Genomic DNA, 15,369 nt, shown 5'->3' on the forward strand with positions numbered 1-15,369 from the left:
TCAGGTGCCGATCAGCGCCGGACCGTAGCCATCTACGAATTCCGCCGGCATGCGCCTGGGCTTGCCGCTGGACAGCTCGATGCAGGCAAAGGTGGTGTGCGCACGCAGCAGGGTTACGCCGTCACGCGGGCGCTTGAGCTGAAAGCGCCGGGTCATGCGCAGGCGCTGATCCCAGTCGATGATCCAGGTGGCCAGTTGCAGCTCGTCATCCTCGTAGGCGGCGGCCAGGTAATCGATTTCGTGACGCACCACCGCCATCGCCCGATCCAGGCGCCGATACTCCGCCAGGTCCAGCCCCAGGCGCTGGGAGTGGCGCCAGGCGCAACGCTCCAGCCACGTGACGTAGACCGCGTTGTTGGCATGACCAAGGCCGTCGATGTCCTCGCTGCTGACGCGCAGGTCGATGACGAAGGGTGTTGCCAGGTCCCAGCTCATGTTCGCTTCCTTGGCACAAAAGGCGATTTAGCAGCGACCTGCAGGGCAATGTCCAGCCCCTGCGCAAGATTTACCGGCCTCATCGCCGGCAAGCCAGCTCCCACAAAAACCGCGCAGGACTCCAGGTTTGCGCCGTACCTGTGGGAGCTGGCTTGCCGGCAATGAGGCCAGCACAGGCAACACCATCAGGCGGTTTGCCGCGCTGGCTCGTCAGCCCGGGCCAGCAATTCGAGCACGGCCACACTCAGCCGCGGGTCGGCCAGCACCCGCTGGTGGCCGCCCTCCTCCAACATCAGCAAACGGCTATCGAACCAGGCCTTATGAATGACATGGGCTTCATCGGCGGCCACGAGGGCGTCATCGGCGGCATGCACCACCAACCCCGGAAGCTCAAGCTGGTAACCGGTCACATCCAGCCGCGCAATCTGCATGCCCACGTCCCGCTCCACCTGGCGTATGAAAGCCGCCCGCGCCCGCGCCGGCATCCCCAGGCGATGAGCAAAGCCACGCAACACACCCAGCAGCCGCGCCGGGGCAGCAATGCTCACAGCCGCTTCCGTGCGCAACCCCATCTGCAGGGCCAGCAGCACACTGGCACCCCCCATCGAGTGGCCAATGACCGCACGCAGCGGCGGCAGCTCTGCAGCGGCCTCCAGCAGTGCCCGGGCAAACAGCACCACATTTGCCTGCTCGCCCGGCGAACGGCCATGGCCCGGCCCTTCCAGCGACACCACCGTGTGCCCGGCCTGGACCAAGGTCTCGATCAAAGCGGCAAACTGGGTCGGGCGCCCTTCCCAACCATGCATCAGCAACACGGTCGGCCCTTTGCCCCAGCGCAAGGCAGACAAGCCGAAGCGCAGGGTGATGCGTTCGGCGCTGGCCAGCGCGGGCAACTCCCATTCCCTAGGTGGCAGGTTGCGCGGGGTCATGAAGGCACGGCGCATCTTGCCCGCGACATGCTCAGGGGCCAGCCGGCCCAGGGTGCCATTGACACCACGAATCCAGCTCAGGGTAGTCATCGCCATGCTCCAGGGTTAAAGCACCGCCGATTTGGCGGCGCGCAGAATACGGTCAGAAAGTTCACCGGTACCCAAGGCACGGGCCAGGGCAAGGCCGCCAACCATGAGCGCCAGATCAGCCAGGGCCTTGTCGGCATCTTCAGGCCGGTCAACCATGGCGGCAGTCATCAGCTCGATGTGCTCAGCCAATACCTCGCGGAACGCCTCTGGCAGGCGCTGCATCTCGCCCAGCGAGTTGGGCAGCGGGCAAGCGTGCACTTCGGCATCCCGGTGCTTGCGCGACAGGTAAAAGGCACTGGCCAGCGCCCGCCGCCCTGCACCATCGAGGCTGGGGTCGATCTGGGCGAGCAAGGCGCGGCGCTCACCCAGCAGCTGGCGAAACGCTTCGAGCATCAGCTCGTCCTTGCTGTCAAAGTGGGCATAGAAACCACCGACGGTCAGGCCTGCCGCCCCCATCACCTGGCTAACGCTGGGCTCGGCCGGGCCGTGCTGGATCAGCGCACTGCGCGCTGCTTCCAGGATGCGTTCGCGGGTTCTGCTCTTCTTGTCGCTCATCAGGCATCCGCCTTTCAAAATATGATGCTTGAAATATTATGCATATCATATTTTTTGGCAAGCAAAATTTTACGCCGCTGGTCAGCTGCGATTTTTCGGAAGGGCGAAAAAACAAAAGGCCCATTCAATAAGCGAATGAGCCTTTAAAATCCCGCAAAACGCGGGTAAATGTGGCGTCCCCTAGGGGACTCGAACCCCTGTTACCGCCGTGAAAGGGCGGTGTCCTAGGCCACTAGACGAAGGGGACGTAACCTTCGCGAAGATCCACTTGCGTGAACCCTGGCAGAAATGGTGGAGCTAAGCGGGATCGAACCGCTGACCTCCTGCATGCCATGCAGGCGCTCTCCCAGCTGAGCTATAGCCCCGAAACAAAAGGCTCATCAATAATCGACGAGCCTTTTTAAGCCCTGCAAAAACGCAGGAAAAAGTGGCGTCCCCTAGGGGACTCGAACCCCTGTTACCGCCGTGAAAGGGCGGTGTCCTAGGCCACTAGACGAAGGGGACGTAACCTTCGTGCCGATCCGCTTACGCGAACCGCGGCAAAATTGGTGGAGCTAAGCGGGATCGAACCGCTGACCTCCTGCATGCCATGCAGGCGCTCTCCCAGCTGAGCTATAGCCCCAGATTTCTAGCCTCGCGGCCCAGCGACAAGTGCACCATCGCTTGTGTAAAACTGGCGTCCCCTAGGGGACTCGAACCCCTGTTACCGCCGTGAAAGGGCGGTGTCCTAGGCCACTAGACGAAGGGGACGAACCTTCTTACCTTCAAGACCTGGTTGCTGGACCCGGTCTTGCTTGCCAGCCTTGACTGACAAGCGGAATTTGGTGGAGCTAAGCGGGATCGAACCGCTGACCTCCTGCATGCCATGCAGGCGCTCTCCCAGCTGAGCTATAGCCCCACAATGTCGCTTTGAACTGAACCGCTGGCTGGGTGCCTGACGATTCGTTTTCGTTCATCGCTGTGGACGGGGCGCATATTAAGATCGGATTGCAGGGCTGTCAAACGAAATTTTGAAAATATTCAAAAGTTTTTTCACAGATAACAATCACTTACCGCCCTGCCCCAGCAAAACCTCACCCTCGAACCCTTGTAGGAGCGGCGTTGTGTCGCGATAGGACCGCAGCGCGGTCCCACAATCTTCGCCTTGAAGCAATATCATCGGGGCCGCTTTGCGGCCCTTTCGCGGCACACGGCTGCTACTACACGGTTCAGCGGCAGCTTTCAAAACACCGTCAAGCGATAGAAGCCAGCAGCTTTTCCCACTCTTTGTTTTCTTTCTTCGAAACGCCACCCAGCAGGTCCAAGGCCTGGCGCAGGCGATAGCGGGTCAGGTCGGGGCCGAGGATTTCCATGGCGTCCAGTACCGACACCGAGCTGGCCTGGCCGGTAATGGCGGCGAACATCAGCGGCATCGCATCACGCAACTTCAGCTCCAGCGCCTCGACCACGGCCTGGATGCAGCCGGTGATGCGCTCTTTTTCCCACTGGCGCAGGCTTTCGAGCTTCCACAGGATCAGCTGGATCACCTGGCGCACCTGGTCGGCCGACAGTTTTTTGCTTTCGAACAGCTTGGCATCCAGTTTCAGCGCGCCTTCAAAGAAGAACCCGCCCAGCGGGGCAACCTGGCTGAAGGTCTCGACCCGGCCCTGCACGTGCGGGGCAATCTTCATCATGTAGTCGCTGTTGAATGCCCACTTCTGCAGCCGTGTAGCGAATTCCTCGACCGGCAGTTCGCGCAACCACTGGCCGTTGAGCCAGGACAGTTTCTCGATGTCGAAGATCGGGCCACCCAGCGAAATACGCGACAGGTCGAAGTGCTCGACCATTTCGTCCAGCGAGAACTTCTCGCGCTCGTCCGGCATCGACCAGCCCATGCGGCCCAGGTAGTTGAGCATCGCCTCAGGCATGAAGCCCATGCGCTCGTAGAAGGTCACCGAGGTCGGGTTCTTGCGTTTGGACAGCTTGGACTTGTCCGGGTTGCGCAGCAGCGGCATGTAGCACAGCTTGGGCTGCTCCCAGCCGAAGTATTCGTACAACTTGATCAGCTTGGGCGCCGACGGCAGCCACTCTTCGCCACGCAGTACGTGGGTGATGCCCATCAGGTGGTCGTCCACCACGTTGGCCAGGAAGTACGTCGGCAGGCCGTCGTTCTTCATCAGCACCTGCATGTCCATGCGGTCCCATGGGATCTCGACATCGCCACGCAGCATGTCCGGTACCACGCAGACACCTTCGCTCGGCACCTTCATGCGGATCACATGTGGCTCGCCGGCGTCCAGGCGGCGCTGCACTTCTTCGGCGCTCAACAGCAGCGCGCGGCCGTCGTAGCGCGGGGTTTCGCCGCGGGCCTGTTGCTCGGCACGCATTTGCTCCAGCTCTTCGGCGGTGCAGAAGCAGTAGAAGGCATGACCGGCATCCACCAGCTGCTTGGCATACTTCGCGTAGATCTCGCCACGCTCGCTCTGCCGGTACGGGCCGTGCGGGCCGCCCACATCCGGGCCTTCGTTCCATTCGATGCCGAGCCAGCGCAGGGCGTCGAAGATCTGCTGTTCCGACTCGCGCGTGGAGCGCAGCTGGTCGGTGTCTTCGATGCGCAGGATGAACTCACCGCCGTGCTGCTTGGCAAAGCAGTAGTTGAACAGGGCGATGTAGGCAGTGCCGACATGGGGGTCGCCGGTAGGCGATGGCGCGATACGCGTACGTACGGTGGTCATGGAAGGTCTCGAACTGAAGATGAAACAAAGGCGGGATGTTAGCAGGAGGCAGGCACCGGGCTCCAGCAATGGCGCGAACGTCACTTGTCGACAGCCCCTGCAGCGCTGTTAAATTTGTTTACATTTCTGGAACGATAGTGCCCATGCCTGCCCAACTCAAACGTCGCCTGCTGGTCTTCTTCACCCTGGTGGCCATCATCGCCCTCGCCTTTCTGGCCCACTGGTACTTCAAGGGCCGCTTCTACGAGAGTACCGACAACGCCTACGTACAGGGCGAGATCACCCGTATTTCCAGCCAGCTGGGCGCACGTATCGAGGCGGTGCCGGTCGAGGACAACCAGCATGTCAACAAAGGTGACCTGCTGGTGCGCCTGGAAGTAGCAGACTTCGAGCTGGCGGTTGACCGCGCCCGCGCTACCCTGGCTACCCGCGAAGCAGAATACGCGCAAGCGCAAAGCCGCCTGACCCAGCAGGGTAGCCTGATCGCCGCCGGGCAGGCGCAGGTGGCAGCCAACCAAGCCACGTTCGAGCGCTCGCGGGTAGACCTGAGCCGTGCCGAAAAGCTGCGCAAGCCAGGCTTCATATCCGAAGAGCGGGTCACCACCCTGTCGGCGGACAGCCATGTCGCCGGCTCTCAGGTCGACAAAGCCCGCGCCGACCTGCAAAGCCAGCGCCAGCAGGTCAACGCCCTGAACGCCGACCTCAAACGCCTTGATGCACAGATCGCCAACGCCCGCGCCGACCTGGCACAGGCCGAACTGAACCTGACCCGCTGCGAAATCCGCGCGCCGATCAGCGGCACCATCGGCCAGCGCAACGCGCGCAATGGCCAGGTGGTGCAGGCTGGCGCCTACCTGCTGTCGATCGTGCCCGACGAAGACATCTGGGTGCAGGCCAACTTCAAGGAAACCCAGATCGGCCGGATGCAGCCCGGGCAACGCGCCGAGCTGCTGTTCGACAGCTACCCGGATACCCCCATCGAAGGCCGGGTCGACAGTGTCTTCGCTGCCTCGGGCGCGCAATTCAGCCTGCTGCCACCCGACAACGCCACCGGCAACTTCACCAAGGTGGTACAGCGCATCCCGGTGAAACTCACCTTCAGCGCCGACAACCCGCTGCACGGGCGCATTCGCCCCGGCATGTCGGTGACTGCCACCGTCGACCTGCGCAGCGAAAGCGAAGGCCACAATGGCCGGTGACCAATTGCTCCGGCCCACCGCTGAGCCCACCCGCCGCGACTGGATCGCGGTAATGAGCGTGATGCTCGGTGCGTTCATGGCGGTGCTGGATATCCAGATCACCAATTCGTCGCTGAAAGACATCCAGGGCGCACTGTCAGCGACGCTGGAGGAAGGCTCATGGATTTCCACCTCGTATCTGGTGGCGGAAATCATCATGATCCCGCTGACTGCCTGGCTGGTGCAGTTACTCTCGGCGCGGCGCCTGGCGGTGTGGGTTTCTGCAGGGTTTCTGTTGTCGTCACTGCTGTGCTCGATGGCCTGGAACCTGGAGAGCATGATCCTGTTCCGCGCCCTGCAAGGCTTTACCGGCGGCGCACTGATCCCGCTGGCGTTTACCCTTACCCTGATCAAGCTGCCCGAACACCACCGCGCCAAAGGCATGGCGATGTTCGCCATGACCGCCACGTTCGCCCCCTCCATCGGCCCCACGCTGGGCGGTTGGCTGACTGAGAACTGGGGCTGGGAGTACATCTTCTACATCAACATCCCGCCCGGCCTGGTGATGATTGCCGGCCTGATGTATGGGCTGGAGAAGAAAGAGGCGCACTGGGAACTGCTGAAAAGCACCGATTACGCAGGCATCGTCACCCTGGGCCTGGGGTTGGGCTGCCTGCAGGTGTTTCTCGAAGAAGGCCACCGCAAGGACTGGCTGGAGTCGAACTTGATCGTTGGCCTGGGCAGCATCGCCCTGATCAGCCTCATCACCTTCGTCATCCTGCAGTTTTCCAAGCCGCACCCGCTGATCAACCTGCGCATTCTCGGTAACCGCAACTTCGGCTTGTCGAGCATCGCCAGCCTGGGCATGGGCGTAGGCCTGTACGGGTCAATCTACCTGTTGCCGCTGTACCTGGCGCAGGTGCAGGGTTACAACGCCCTGCAGATCGGCGAGGTGATCATGTGGATGGGTGTCCCGCAGCTGTTCCTGATCCCGTTGGTGCCGCAACTGATGAAGGTGGTGTCACCCAAAGTGTTGTGCGCCTTGGGGTTCTGCCTGTTCGGCGCCGCCAGTTTCGGTTCGGGGGTGCTGAACCCGGACTTTGCCGGGCCGCAATTCAACCAGATCCAGATCATCCGCGCCCTGGGCCAGCCGATGATCATGGTGACCATTTCGCTGATCGCCACGGCTTACATCCAGCCGCAGGATGCGGGGTCGGCATCGAGCCTGTTCAATATCCTGCGTAACCTGGGGGGTGCGATTGGTATCGCCTTGCTGGCCACGTTGCTGGATGCGCGGACCAAGGTGTATTTCGATTACCTGCGCGAATCGGTAGTGCCGAGCAACCCACAGGTGGCAGAACGGCTGGCGCAACTGGCGGAGCGCCTGGGCAATGACAATGCAGCGCTGGGCAAGCTGAGCGAGATTACCCATCAGCAGGCCATGATCATGGCCTACAACGATGCTTTCCACTTTGTCGGGATCGGGTTGGCGGTGAGCATGGTGGCAGTGTTGCTGACCCGCAAGCTGCCGGCGGGGTTGAAGGCTGGGGAAGCTCACTAGCTTGTACTGGCCCTATCGCCGGCAAGCCAGCTCTCACAGGTACCGGGCAAATTTTGAATGCAGCGGCACACCTGTGGGAGCTGGCTTGCCGACGACAGGGCCAGTTCATCCACCCAAAGGGATCAGCTGGTAATCAACCGCTCGCGCAGCTGGGTAATCTCGTCGCGCAGCTGCGCCGCAGCTTCGAACTCCAGGTCGCGGGCGAGCTGCATCATCTTCTCTTCCAGCTGCTTGATGCGCTTGGTGATCTCGCCCGGTGTACGCAGCTCTGCCTCATAGCGGGCGCTCTCCTCTGCCGCCTTGGCCATGCCCTTGCGCTTTTTGCTGCGCGCGCCGGGCACGGTAGCGCCTTCCATGATGTCGGTGATGTCCTTGACCACACCCTTGGGCACGATACCGTTGGCTTCGTTGAAAGCGATCTGCTTTTCCCGGCGTCGCTCGGTTTCGTCAATTGCCCGCTGCATCGAGCCGGTAATATTGTCGGCGTACAGAATCGCCCGGCCATTGAGGTTACGCGCAGCACGGCCAATGGTCTGGATCAGGGAGCGCTCGGAACGCAGAAAACCTTCTTTGTCCGCATCCAGAATCGCCACCAGCGACACTTCTGGCATGTCCAGGCCTTCGCGCAGCAGGTTGATGCCCACCAGCACATCGAAAGTACCCAGGCGCAGGTCGCGGATGATCTCCACCCGCTCCACCGTGTCGATGTCCGAGTGCAGGTAGCGCACCCGCACATCGTGGTCGGCGAGGTAATCGGAAAGGTCCTCGGCCATGCGCTTGGTCAGCGTAGTGGCCAGCACCCGCTCCCCCACCGCCACGCGCTTGCGGATTTCCGACAGCAGGTCGTCTACCTGGGTCAGTGCCGGGCGTATCTCGACTTGCGGGTCGACCAGGCCGGTCGGGCGCACGACCTGCTCCGCCACGCGCCCGGCATGCTCAGCCTCATAGGGGCCCGGGGTCGCGGAGACGAAGATGGTCTGCGGGCTGACGTCTTCCCATTCGTCGAAGCGCATCGGCCGGTTGTCCAGTGCCGAAGGCATGCGGAAGCCGTATTCGACCAGGGTTTCCTTGCGCGAACGGTCACCCTTGTACATGGCGCCTACCTGCGGAACGCTGACGTGGGATTCGTCGATGACCAGCAGCGCATCGGCTGGCAGGTAGTCGTACAGGGTGGGTGGTGGCGCCCCGGCAGGGCGCCCGGACAGGTAGCGTGAATAGTTCTCGATGCCGTTGCAGTAGCCCAGCTCCATGATCATCTCAAGGTCGAAGCGGGTACGCTGCTCCAGGCGTTGCGCTTCTACCAGCTTGTTGGCCTTGTGCAGGTACTCAAGGCGCTCCTTGAGCTCTTCCTTGATGCCCTCCACGGCCTCCAGCAGGGTTTCCCGCGGGGTAACGTAGTGGCTCTTGGGGTAGAAGGTGAATCGCGGCAGCTTGCGGAAGACCTCGCCAGTGAGCGGGTCGAAGGCGGCTATGTTCTCCACCTCGTCATCGAACAGCTCGATGCGGATGGCCTCTAGGTCCGACTCGGCCGGGAAGATATCGATCACATCACCCCGCACGCGGAAAGTGGCACGGGCAAAGTCCATTTCGTTGCGGGTGTACTGCAGGTCGGCCAGGCGGCGCAGCAGTGCGCGCTGATCGAGCTTGTCGCCGCGGTCCACATGCAGGACCATTTTCAGGTAGGACTCGGGGCTGCCGAGGCCATAGATGCAAGACACGGTGGTGACGATGATTGCATCGCGCCGCTCCAGCAGCGCCTTGGTCGCGGACAGGCGCATCTGCTCGATGTGGTCGTTGATCGAGGCGTCCTTCTCGATGAAGGTGTCCGACGATGGTACGTAGGCCTCGGGCTGGTAGTAGTCGTAGTAGGAAACGAAATACTCCACCGCGTTGTTGGGGAAAAACGCCTTGAATTCGCCGTAGAGCTGCGCGGCCAGGGTCTTGTTCGGTGCCAGGACAAGTGTCGGGCGCTGCACCTGCGCGATGACGTTGGCGATGCTGAAGGTCTTGCCCGACCCGGTCACGCCGAGCAGCGTCTGGTGCGACAGCCCCGCTTCGATGCCTTCGACCATCTGACGGATGGCCTCTGGCTGGTCGCCGGCCGGCTGAAAACGGGTGACGAGCTGGAACTCGGACATGTTTGACCTCGCGGTGCTGCAGCAACTGTAAATTTAGCCAGTAGTCTATACCCAAATGCGGCTAGCTGGGGGCGCTTTCAAGGCTGGGCTGTGAGCGCTTGTTACAGTGGACCCGGCAATTAGACCAATGGTCGAAAAATATTTGCGCAAATAGCCGGAAAAGCTGTGCCAGAGTGTCGCAGTGACCGGACGGTATCACTATACTGACTCCCCGTTTGTGCACCGCTTCAGTGCATTCGGCTGGAGCGTGTACGCCCTATCACTCTCCAATCAGAGCCAAGGTAACAATGAGCCTGTTTTCCGCTGTCGAGCTGGCACCCCGCGACCCTATTCTGGGCCTCAACGAAGCATTCAACGCCGACCCACGTACCGATAAGGTCAACCTGGGCGTTGGCGTGTACTGCAATGAGGAAGGCCGCATTCCGCTGCTGCGCGCCGTGATCGAAGCCGAAACCCAGCGTGCCGCCCAGCACGCCTCGCGCGGCTACCTGCCGATCGACGGCATCGCCACTTATGACCAGGCCGTGCAAAAACTTATCTTTGGCGCCGAGTCGCCACTGCTGGCCGCTGGCCGCGTGGTCACCGTGCAAGCCGTTGGCGGCACCGGCGCGCTGAAGATCGGCGCCGACTTCCTCAAGCGCCTGTCGCCCAACGCTGTGGTAGCCATCAGCGACCCGAGCTGGGAAAACCACCGCGCACTGTTCGAGACTGCCGGCTTCCCGGTACAGAATTACCGCTACTACGACGCGCCAAGCAACGACGTCAACCGCGCGGGCATGCTGGAAGACCTGAACAACCTGCCGGCCGGCTCGATCGTGGTGCTGCATGCTTGCTGCCACAACCCGACCGGTGTCGACCTGGGCCTGGACGACTGGAAAAACGTCCTGGAAGTGGTCAAGGCCAAGGGCCATGTGCCGTTCCTGGACATGGCCTATCAGGGCTTTGGTGACGGCATCGCCGAAGATGCCTTCGCCGTGCGCCTGTTCGCCGAGTCGGGCCTGGAGTTCTTCGTTTCCAGCTCGTTCTCCAAGTCGTTCTCGCTGTACGGCGAGCGCGTTGGCGCACTGTCGATCGTCACCGCCTCGAAGGATGAGAGCACTCGCGTGCTGTCGCAGGTCAAGCGTGTGATCCGTACCACCTACTCCAACCCGCCGACCCATGGCGCAACCATCGTCGCTACCGTGCTGAACAGCGACGAACTGCGCCAAATGTGGGAAGCCGAGCTGGGCGAGATGCGCCAGCGCATCCACGGCATGCGTCAGCAAATGGTCAGCCTGCTGGCTGAATATGGCGCCAAGCGCGACTTCAGCTTCGTTGGCCGACAGGCAGGCATGTTCTCCTACTCGGGCCTGACCGTTGAACAGGTAGCCCGCCTGAAGAACGAGTTTGGCATCTACGCACTGGACACCGGACGCATCGCGGTTGCCGCGCTGAACCAGAGCAACATCCACGTGGTAACCAAGGCCATCGTCGAAGTGCTGTAACCTGTTGATTTGCCTGGGAGAGGCTTGACTTCTTCCAGGCAGTCAGTAAGATACGCACAGATTCCGCGATAGCTCAGTCGGTAGAGCAAATGACTGTTAATCATTGGGTCCCTGGTTCGAGTCCAGGTCGCGGAGCCAAACATTGAAAAGCCCCCGGGTGCGCAAGCAACCGGGGGCTTTTTTGCATTGCATCGGATTTACTGGCCCAGCGGCTCGGTCACTGGCTTGCCCTCGTCCACCAGGCTCCAGGCCAGCAGCTTGGCGGGCTGGGTCTTGCTGGCATTGCGTGACACGCTGTGCACGGTGCCTGGCGCCTCGTACCAGTACTCACCGGCCTTGTAGGTCTTTTCCGGATCGTTGTTGAGCTTCGACACCACTGCCCCCTCCAGAACGTAGGCCATCACTGCGCCGGGGTGCTGATGCGCGGGCGATGCCTCGCCAGGGGCGTAGCTCACCGTAAGCATGACAGCCGTTTTGCCCGGGGCGTTCGAGGGTTGTTGCTGCTGCAGGACTTTGACCTGGTCGGCAACGTCGCCGTGGGCCCAGGCGGGGGCTTGGACGGCGAGCAGGGCAAAAAGGACGATAGCCAAGGGTTTCATGGCGGGCTTCTCCTGGATGACTAATGCCAGCAGGTTAGGCCTTCGTTGGCTGAAGACAAATGGCCAATTCGAGGTAAAAGCAGGGGGCCGATTTTACCTGTGCCGCCCGCTCCCACAAGTTCATTCGCCACAGGTGCTGTACCTGTGGGAGCGGGCATGCCCGCGAAGAGGCCGGTACAGGCAACCAAGAGCTCAGCTGCTACGCCCAATCGGGTAGAACACGCCTTGGCTCCAGACCCCCAGCCATTCCTCGCCGTCGATTTCACGCGCCACCGCCAGCTCTACCAACTGATAGAAAACATTGCGGTGAATCAGCGCCTCAAGGTTGCTGCGCATCAGCACATAGGGCGATGGCTCCTGCGTCACCGGGTCGATGACCACACGCAAAGGGTTGTCCGGCCCGGCGTCAACCTGGTCCTCGACATTGCTGGTGAAGCGCAGCACCTGCTGCTCCCCCTCCCCCAGCACCTCCAGAGCCACGGCCACAAATGGGGCATCGTCGACGCGGATGCCAACCTTTTCTACCGGGGTAATCAGGAAGTAGTCATCGCCATCGCGGCGAATGATCGTGGAAAACAACCGCACCATCGGTTTGCGCCCGATCGGCGTGCCCAGGTAATACCAGGTGCCATCGCGGGCAATGCGCATATCGATGTCACCGCAAAAATCCGGGTTCCACAGATGCACCGGCGGCAGGCCCTTGGCCTTGGGGATCTGTGCCAGAAGATCATTGGCCTTGCCGGAATCACTCATCACGCCTGCCTCATTCGCTCATACCCAGAAGGCTACGAGCGTACTCGCGCATCGGCGCACCAAGCAAATCCTCCGGGGTGTTGTCGTGGAACGTCAACAAACCGCCACGGCTCTTGATGCGTGCGGTGTCGATCAGGTAGCGGGTATTGGTTTCGATCAACATCATCTGCACCACGCCAGTGTCCCACCCCAGCCGGTCGACGGCCTGTTCGTCATACCACTCATCGCCATTGCCGATGCGGTCGTCGGTACGGGCGAAGCGGGTGTACAGGACGTAGTCGGCACCCACCGAGCGTGCCTGGGCAATGGCGTCTTCCAGGCCCAATGGGCCTTGGGCGCGGCGCACCAACGGGAAATACTCGACAAAGCTCTTGAACGCCTCGTCAGCCACCGCATTCTGCCGTGGCACCGGCCCCTTGCCCGGCGGCACGAATGCGCCCTGGCCGATGAAAATGAACGAATCGGGCTGCAGGCGGATCGACAGGGTACGCCGGGTATCGCTGTGGTCCAGCAGACCGGCATCGCTCATGTGATAGCGGACGCCTTCGCCCATATCGCTGACATTCATGCAGCCGCCCAGCGCCATCAGCGCCAGCAGCAAGACCAGGCTACGCATCTTTCCTCCAGTGGCCGGCGACGAAAAACCGGCGAATAGCAGGCGGATGCAGCTTTTGCGCCAGCTTCAGCCGCCAATCACCTTCATCACCATCACATCACCGGAAAACGCCAGGTCCTGCTTGTCTGCCAGCGCCTTGACCAACAGGCGCTGCAGGGCCGGAAGGGCCTGATGACGCGGCTTTTCCAGCAGGTCACCGACGAAGTGGCGATTGCTCGAAGACAGGCAGCCATGCAACCAGCCCGTGGAGGACAGGCGCAAGCGCGAGCAGGTACGGCAAAACGGCACGCTCTCGTTGGCGATGATGCCGAAGTGGCCAATGCCCGGGATTTCATAGCGCAGGGCTGTAGCGTCCAGCGGCGCATCGACCTGGACATAGGCATACTTGCCGCCGATCAGCGCCAGCAACTGGTCGAGCCCGACGAACTGCTGCACAAAGGCATTGTGCTCACGGGCCAGGTGGCCCATGCGCATGAGTTCTATGAAGCGCAACTCGAAGCCGCGCTCCAGGCAGTAATCCAGCAGCGGCAATACCTGGTCGAGGTTGTGCCCGCGCATTGGCACCATGTTCACCTTGATTCGCATGCCCAGCGCAGTGGCCTGCTCCATACCCGCCAGCACACTGGCCAGGTCGCCGCCCCGGGCAATGCGGCGGAAGGCCTGGGGGTCGAGAGTGTCGAGGGAAACATTCAGGCGTCGGATACCCGCCGCTTGCAGCTGGGGCAGCTTGCGTGCCAACAGCTGGCCATTGGTGGTCAGCGAGATATCGTCGAGGTCGAGCTTGGCCACTGCGGCCAGAAAGGCATCCAGGCGCGGGCTGACCAGCGGCTCACCCCCTGTGATGCGTAGGCGCTCGATACCCGCCGCTTCGATCAGGTAAGCCACGCCGCGGGCCAGGGCATCTGCCGAGAGCTCGTCTTGCGCCGCCACCAGGCGTTTGCCGTCGGGCACGCAGTAGGTGCAGGCATAATTGCAAGCAGCCGTCAGGCTGACACGCAGGTTGCGAAAGCGCCTGCCTTGACGATCGACAATCATGAATGACTCCGGCATGGATGATAGGGGCAGGCGAAACCTGACTCATAAATCAGGTTTTTGCAAGCCCCCGCACCCTGCCGGTTTCAGCGTCAAGTGACGGAACGCTTCAGTTCGTCGGTTCCGGATCGCGTTTGCGTTTGTTGCCCATGCGCACACCGATGTCCATCAGGAACTGGAAGAAACCTTCCTGATCCTCAAGCACATTGCTCCAGAACGGCGAGTGGTACAGCGCAACGGCGCCGTGCACCAGCGCCCAGGCGGCGCAGTAATGGAAATACGGTGGTACGTCTTCGAGCTTGCCTTCGCTGATGCGGCCCTTGATCAGCTGAGTCAGGCGATCGAAGTTGGAGGCACGGATACTGTGCAGTTGCTCGACCATTTCCGGCACCTGGTTGCCCTTGACCACCTTCTCTTCCAGGCGATCGAACAACCGGTAACGTTGCGGGTCGCGCATGCGGAACTCGAAGTAGGCGCGTGACAGGGCTTCCTTGTCACGGTCGACGTCGGCCGAGTGCAACAGTTCGTTCAGGTCGCGCTCATAGTCGAGCATCAGGCGCAGGTAGATTTCCGCCTTTGACTTGAAATGCTTGTAGATCGTGCCTTTGCCGATACCCACGGCGTCGGCGATCATTTCGACAGTGACGCTGTCCTCACCCTGTTCGAGAAACAGCTTGAGCGCGGTGTCGAGGATTTCCTGTTCGCGACGGCGAAACTCACGGACCTTACGAGGTTCTTTCTGCATGGGAAGGACTGGATGACAATCGAAGCGGTTTATTATGCCTAACTTGCAAGAAATTGCACGGATCATCCACGCATGTCTGTGTTTCACCATGCTTACTGCCATGCGCTGTGGAAGGATTGAAACCTCGGCGTATTCCAAATTTGTTTAAAAAACGACCAATATACGCTGGCACTGCGCCAAACCTGACCAATACTTGAAGTGTTGGCGCGGCGCATCCCCCCCAAGTGGCGCGCCGATAAAGGTGCTCAGGGACCGCGTACCTTTGTTTTACTCCTAATGGTCTTAACCCGGATTCCCCCCCCAGAACCCGGGTTTTTTTTGCTTGCGCGACGGGTCGCACAGCGACCCGCACTCCCCGCTCGAGGTTGTGCTATACCGTGATTTTGATTTTGTTTTTTGATTTTGTATTTTGATTTTGATTTTGATCTTCGCGACTTCAGTAGGCCGAACGCAGGCCTTGCGGAGGGAGGTGACGGGCATGGATGCCCGTCAAGCGCTGGGCCCCAGGATGGGGCCTGCAGCGCGGTCCTCCTGGGAGCA

General features: G+C 61.3%; 14 protein-coding genes and 7 tRNA genes. 4 read left to right on the forward strand and 17 right to left on the reverse strand.

Annotation, left to right across the window (positions count from 1 at the left end; all coding sequences use genetic code 11):
- From LU684_RS28860 to gltX, 10 genes are all read right to left on the reverse strand, one after another.
- Positions 1-435 carry an acyl-CoA thioesterase gene (locus LU684_RS28860; RefSeq protein WP_016485508.1) on the reverse strand — a complete coding sequence of 145 codons (435 nt, stop codon included), beginning with the start codon at positions 433-435 and terminating at the stop codon, positions 1-3.
- Positions 436-620: 185 nt separating this feature from the next.
- A complete protein-coding gene (locus LU684_RS28865) occupies positions 621-1,454 on the reverse strand; it encodes an alpha/beta fold hydrolase (protein ID WP_016485507.1) in 834 nt (277 codons plus the stop codon).
- A gap of 15 nt (positions 1,455-1,469) precedes the next feature.
- Positions 1,470-2,009, reverse strand: coding sequence for a TetR/AcrR family transcriptional regulator (locus LU684_RS28870; protein ID WP_016485506.1), 540 nt, complete (start codon positions 2,007-2,009; stop codon positions 1,470-1,472).
- Positions 2,010-2,180: 171 nt separating this feature from the next.
- Positions 2,181-2,256: transfer RNA gene (locus tag LU684_RS28875), tRNA-Glu, on the reverse strand.
- 42 nt (positions 2,257-2,298) lie between these two features.
- Positions 2,299-2,374 (reverse strand) — tRNA-Ala (locus tag LU684_RS28880).
- Between the two features lie 63 nt (positions 2,375-2,437).
- A tRNA-Glu gene (locus LU684_RS28885) sits at positions 2,438-2,513 on the reverse strand.
- A 42-nt stretch (positions 2,514-2,555) separates the two neighbouring features.
- A tRNA-Ala gene (locus LU684_RS28890) sits at positions 2,556-2,631 on the reverse strand.
- Positions 2,632-2,683: 52 nt separating this feature from the next.
- A tRNA-Glu gene (locus LU684_RS28895) sits at positions 2,684-2,759 on the reverse strand.
- Between the two features lie 72 nt (positions 2,760-2,831).
- Positions 2,832-2,907 (reverse strand) — tRNA-Ala (locus LU684_RS28900).
- A gap of 334 nt (positions 2,908-3,241) precedes the next feature.
- A complete protein-coding gene (gene gltX, locus LU684_RS28905) occupies positions 3,242-4,723 on the reverse strand; it encodes a glutamate--tRNA ligase (protein ID WP_016485504.1) in 1,482 nt (493 codons plus the stop codon).
- Positions 4,724-4,866: 143 nt separating this feature from the next.
- Between gltX and LU684_RS28910 the strand changes: the two genes are divergently transcribed.
- Positions 4,867-5,922, forward strand: a complete 1,056-nt coding sequence (locus tag LU684_RS28910) for an HlyD family secretion protein (protein ID WP_023047685.1) — start codon at positions 4,867-4,869, stop codon at positions 5,920-5,922.
- Entirely contained in the window at positions 5,912-7,462 is a 1,551-nt protein-coding gene (locus tag LU684_RS28915) for an MDR family MFS transporter (protein WP_016485502.1), read from the forward strand. Before LU684_RS28910 ends, LU684_RS28915 begins: the two co-directional genes overlap by 11 nt.
- Before the next feature lie 122 nt (positions 7,463-7,584).
- Here the strand turns inward: LU684_RS28915 and uvrB are convergent, their stop codons facing one another.
- Complete coding sequence (gene uvrB / locus LU684_RS28920; protein WP_232895303.1) at positions 7,585-9,600, reverse strand: excinuclease ABC subunit UvrB; 2,016 nt, start codon at positions 9,598-9,600, stop codon at positions 7,585-7,587.
- Positions 9,601-9,887: 287 nt separating this feature from the next.
- Here uvrB and LU684_RS28925 point away from each other — a divergent pair, with 287 nt between their 5' ends.
- A complete protein-coding gene (locus tag LU684_RS28925) occupies positions 9,888-11,084 on the forward strand; it encodes an amino acid aminotransferase (protein WP_016485500.1) in 1,197 nt (398 codons plus the stop codon).
- Between the two features lie 62 nt (positions 11,085-11,146).
- A tRNA-Asn gene (locus LU684_RS28930) sits at positions 11,147-11,222 on the forward strand.
- Positions 11,223-11,281: 59 nt separating this feature from the next.
- Here the strand turns inward: LU684_RS28930 and LU684_RS28935 are convergent.
- The 6 genes from LU684_RS28935 to LU684_RS30900 all read right to left on the reverse strand — a co-directional run bounded on the left by LU684_RS28935 (position 11,282) and on the right by LU684_RS30900 (position 15,309).
- Positions 11,282-11,683 (reverse strand): cupin domain-containing protein, encoded by a 402-nt coding sequence (locus LU684_RS28935; RefSeq protein ID WP_232895304.1) that lies wholly within the window; start codon positions 11,681-11,683, stop codon positions 11,282-11,284.
- 192 nt (positions 11,684-11,875) lie between these two features.
- Positions 11,876-12,436 (reverse strand): DUF1285 domain-containing protein, encoded by a 561-nt coding sequence (locus LU684_RS28940; protein WP_016500884.1) that lies wholly within the window; start codon positions 12,434-12,436, stop codon positions 11,876-11,878.
- 10 nt (positions 12,437-12,446) lie between these two features.
- Complete coding sequence (locus LU684_RS28945) at positions 12,447-13,052, reverse strand: DUF4823 domain-containing protein (protein WP_016485497.1); 606 nt, start codon at positions 13,050-13,052, stop codon at positions 12,447-12,449.
- A 66-nt stretch (positions 13,053-13,118) separates the two neighbouring features.
- Complete coding sequence (locus LU684_RS28950) at positions 13,119-14,087, reverse strand: GTP 3',8-cyclase MoaA (protein ID WP_016485496.1); 969 nt, start codon at positions 14,085-14,087, stop codon at positions 13,119-13,121.
- A 106-nt stretch (positions 14,088-14,193) separates the two neighbouring features.
- On the reverse strand, positions 14,194-14,829 hold the full coding sequence (locus LU684_RS28955; RefSeq protein ID WP_016485495.1) for a TetR/AcrR family transcriptional regulator: 636 nt from the start codon (positions 14,827-14,829) through the stop codon (positions 14,194-14,196).
- Positions 14,830-15,111: 282 nt separating this feature from the next.
- Positions 15,112-15,309 (reverse strand): hypothetical protein, encoded by a 198-nt coding sequence (locus LU684_RS30900; protein WP_096425765.1) that lies wholly within the window; start codon positions 15,307-15,309, stop codon positions 15,112-15,114.
- Between the last annotated feature and the right edge of the window lie 60 nt (positions 15,310-15,369).

It is taken from the genome of Pseudomonas sp. NMI542_15, assembly GCF_021283425.1.
Classification (GTDB): domain Bacteria; phylum Pseudomonadota; class Gammaproteobacteria; order Pseudomonadales; family Pseudomonadaceae; genus Aquipseudomonas; species Aquipseudomonas fortuita.

What these genes read in the sequence shown, in the direction of transcription:
- LU684_RS28860 (WP_016485508.1), bottom strand. Translation starts at nt 435, where the DNA reads ATGAGCTGGGACCTGGCAACACCCTTCGTCATCGACCTGCGCGTCAGC.
- LU684_RS28865 (WP_016485507.1), bottom strand. Translation starts at nt 1,454, where the DNA reads ATGACTACCCTGAGCTGGATTCGTGGTGTCAATGGCACCCTGGGCCGG.
- LU684_RS28870 (WP_016485506.1), bottom strand. Translation starts at nt 2,009, where the DNA reads ATGAGCGACAAGAAGAGCAGAACCCGCGAACGCATCCTGGAAGCAGCG.
- gltX (WP_016485504.1), bottom strand. Translation starts at nt 4,723, where the DNA reads ATGACCACCGTACGTACGCGTATCGCGCCATCGCCTACCGGCGACCCC.
- LU684_RS28910 (WP_023047685.1), top strand. Translation starts at nt 4,867, where the DNA reads ATGCCTGCCCAACTCAAACGTCGCCTGCTGGTCTTCTTCACCCTGGTG.
- LU684_RS28915 (WP_016485502.1), top strand. Translation starts at nt 5,912, where the DNA reads ATGGCCGGTGACCAATTGCTCCGGCCCACCGCTGAGCCCACCCGCCGC.
- uvrB (WP_232895303.1), bottom strand. Translation starts at nt 9,600, where the DNA reads ATGTCCGAGTTCCAGCTCGTCACCCGTTTTCAGCCGGCCGGCGACCAG.
- LU684_RS28925 (WP_016485500.1), top strand. Translation starts at nt 9,888, where the DNA reads ATGAGCCTGTTTTCCGCTGTCGAGCTGGCACCCCGCGACCCTATTCTG.
- LU684_RS28935 (WP_232895304.1), bottom strand. Translation starts at nt 11,683, where the DNA reads ATGAAACCCTTGGCTATCGTCCTTTTTGCCCTGCTCGCCGTCCAAGCC.
- LU684_RS28940 (WP_016500884.1), bottom strand. Translation starts at nt 12,436, where the DNA reads ATGAGTGATTCCGGCAAGGCCAATGATCTTCTGGCACAGATCCCCAAG.
- LU684_RS28945 (WP_016485497.1), bottom strand. Translation starts at nt 13,052, where the DNA reads ATGCGTAGCCTGGTCTTGCTGCTGGCGCTGATGGCGCTGGGCGGCTGC.
- LU684_RS28950 (WP_016485496.1), bottom strand. Translation starts at nt 14,087, where the DNA reads ATGATTGTCGATCGTCAAGGCAGGCGCTTTCGCAACCTGCGTGTCAGC.
- LU684_RS28955 (WP_016485495.1), bottom strand. Translation starts at nt 14,829, where the DNA reads ATGCAGAAAGAACCTCGTAAGGTCCGTGAGTTTCGCCGTCGCGAACAG.
- LU684_RS30900 (WP_096425765.1), bottom strand. Translation starts at nt 15,309, where the DNA reads ATGCCCGTCACCTCCCTCCGCAAGGCCTGCGTTCGGCCTACTGAAGTC.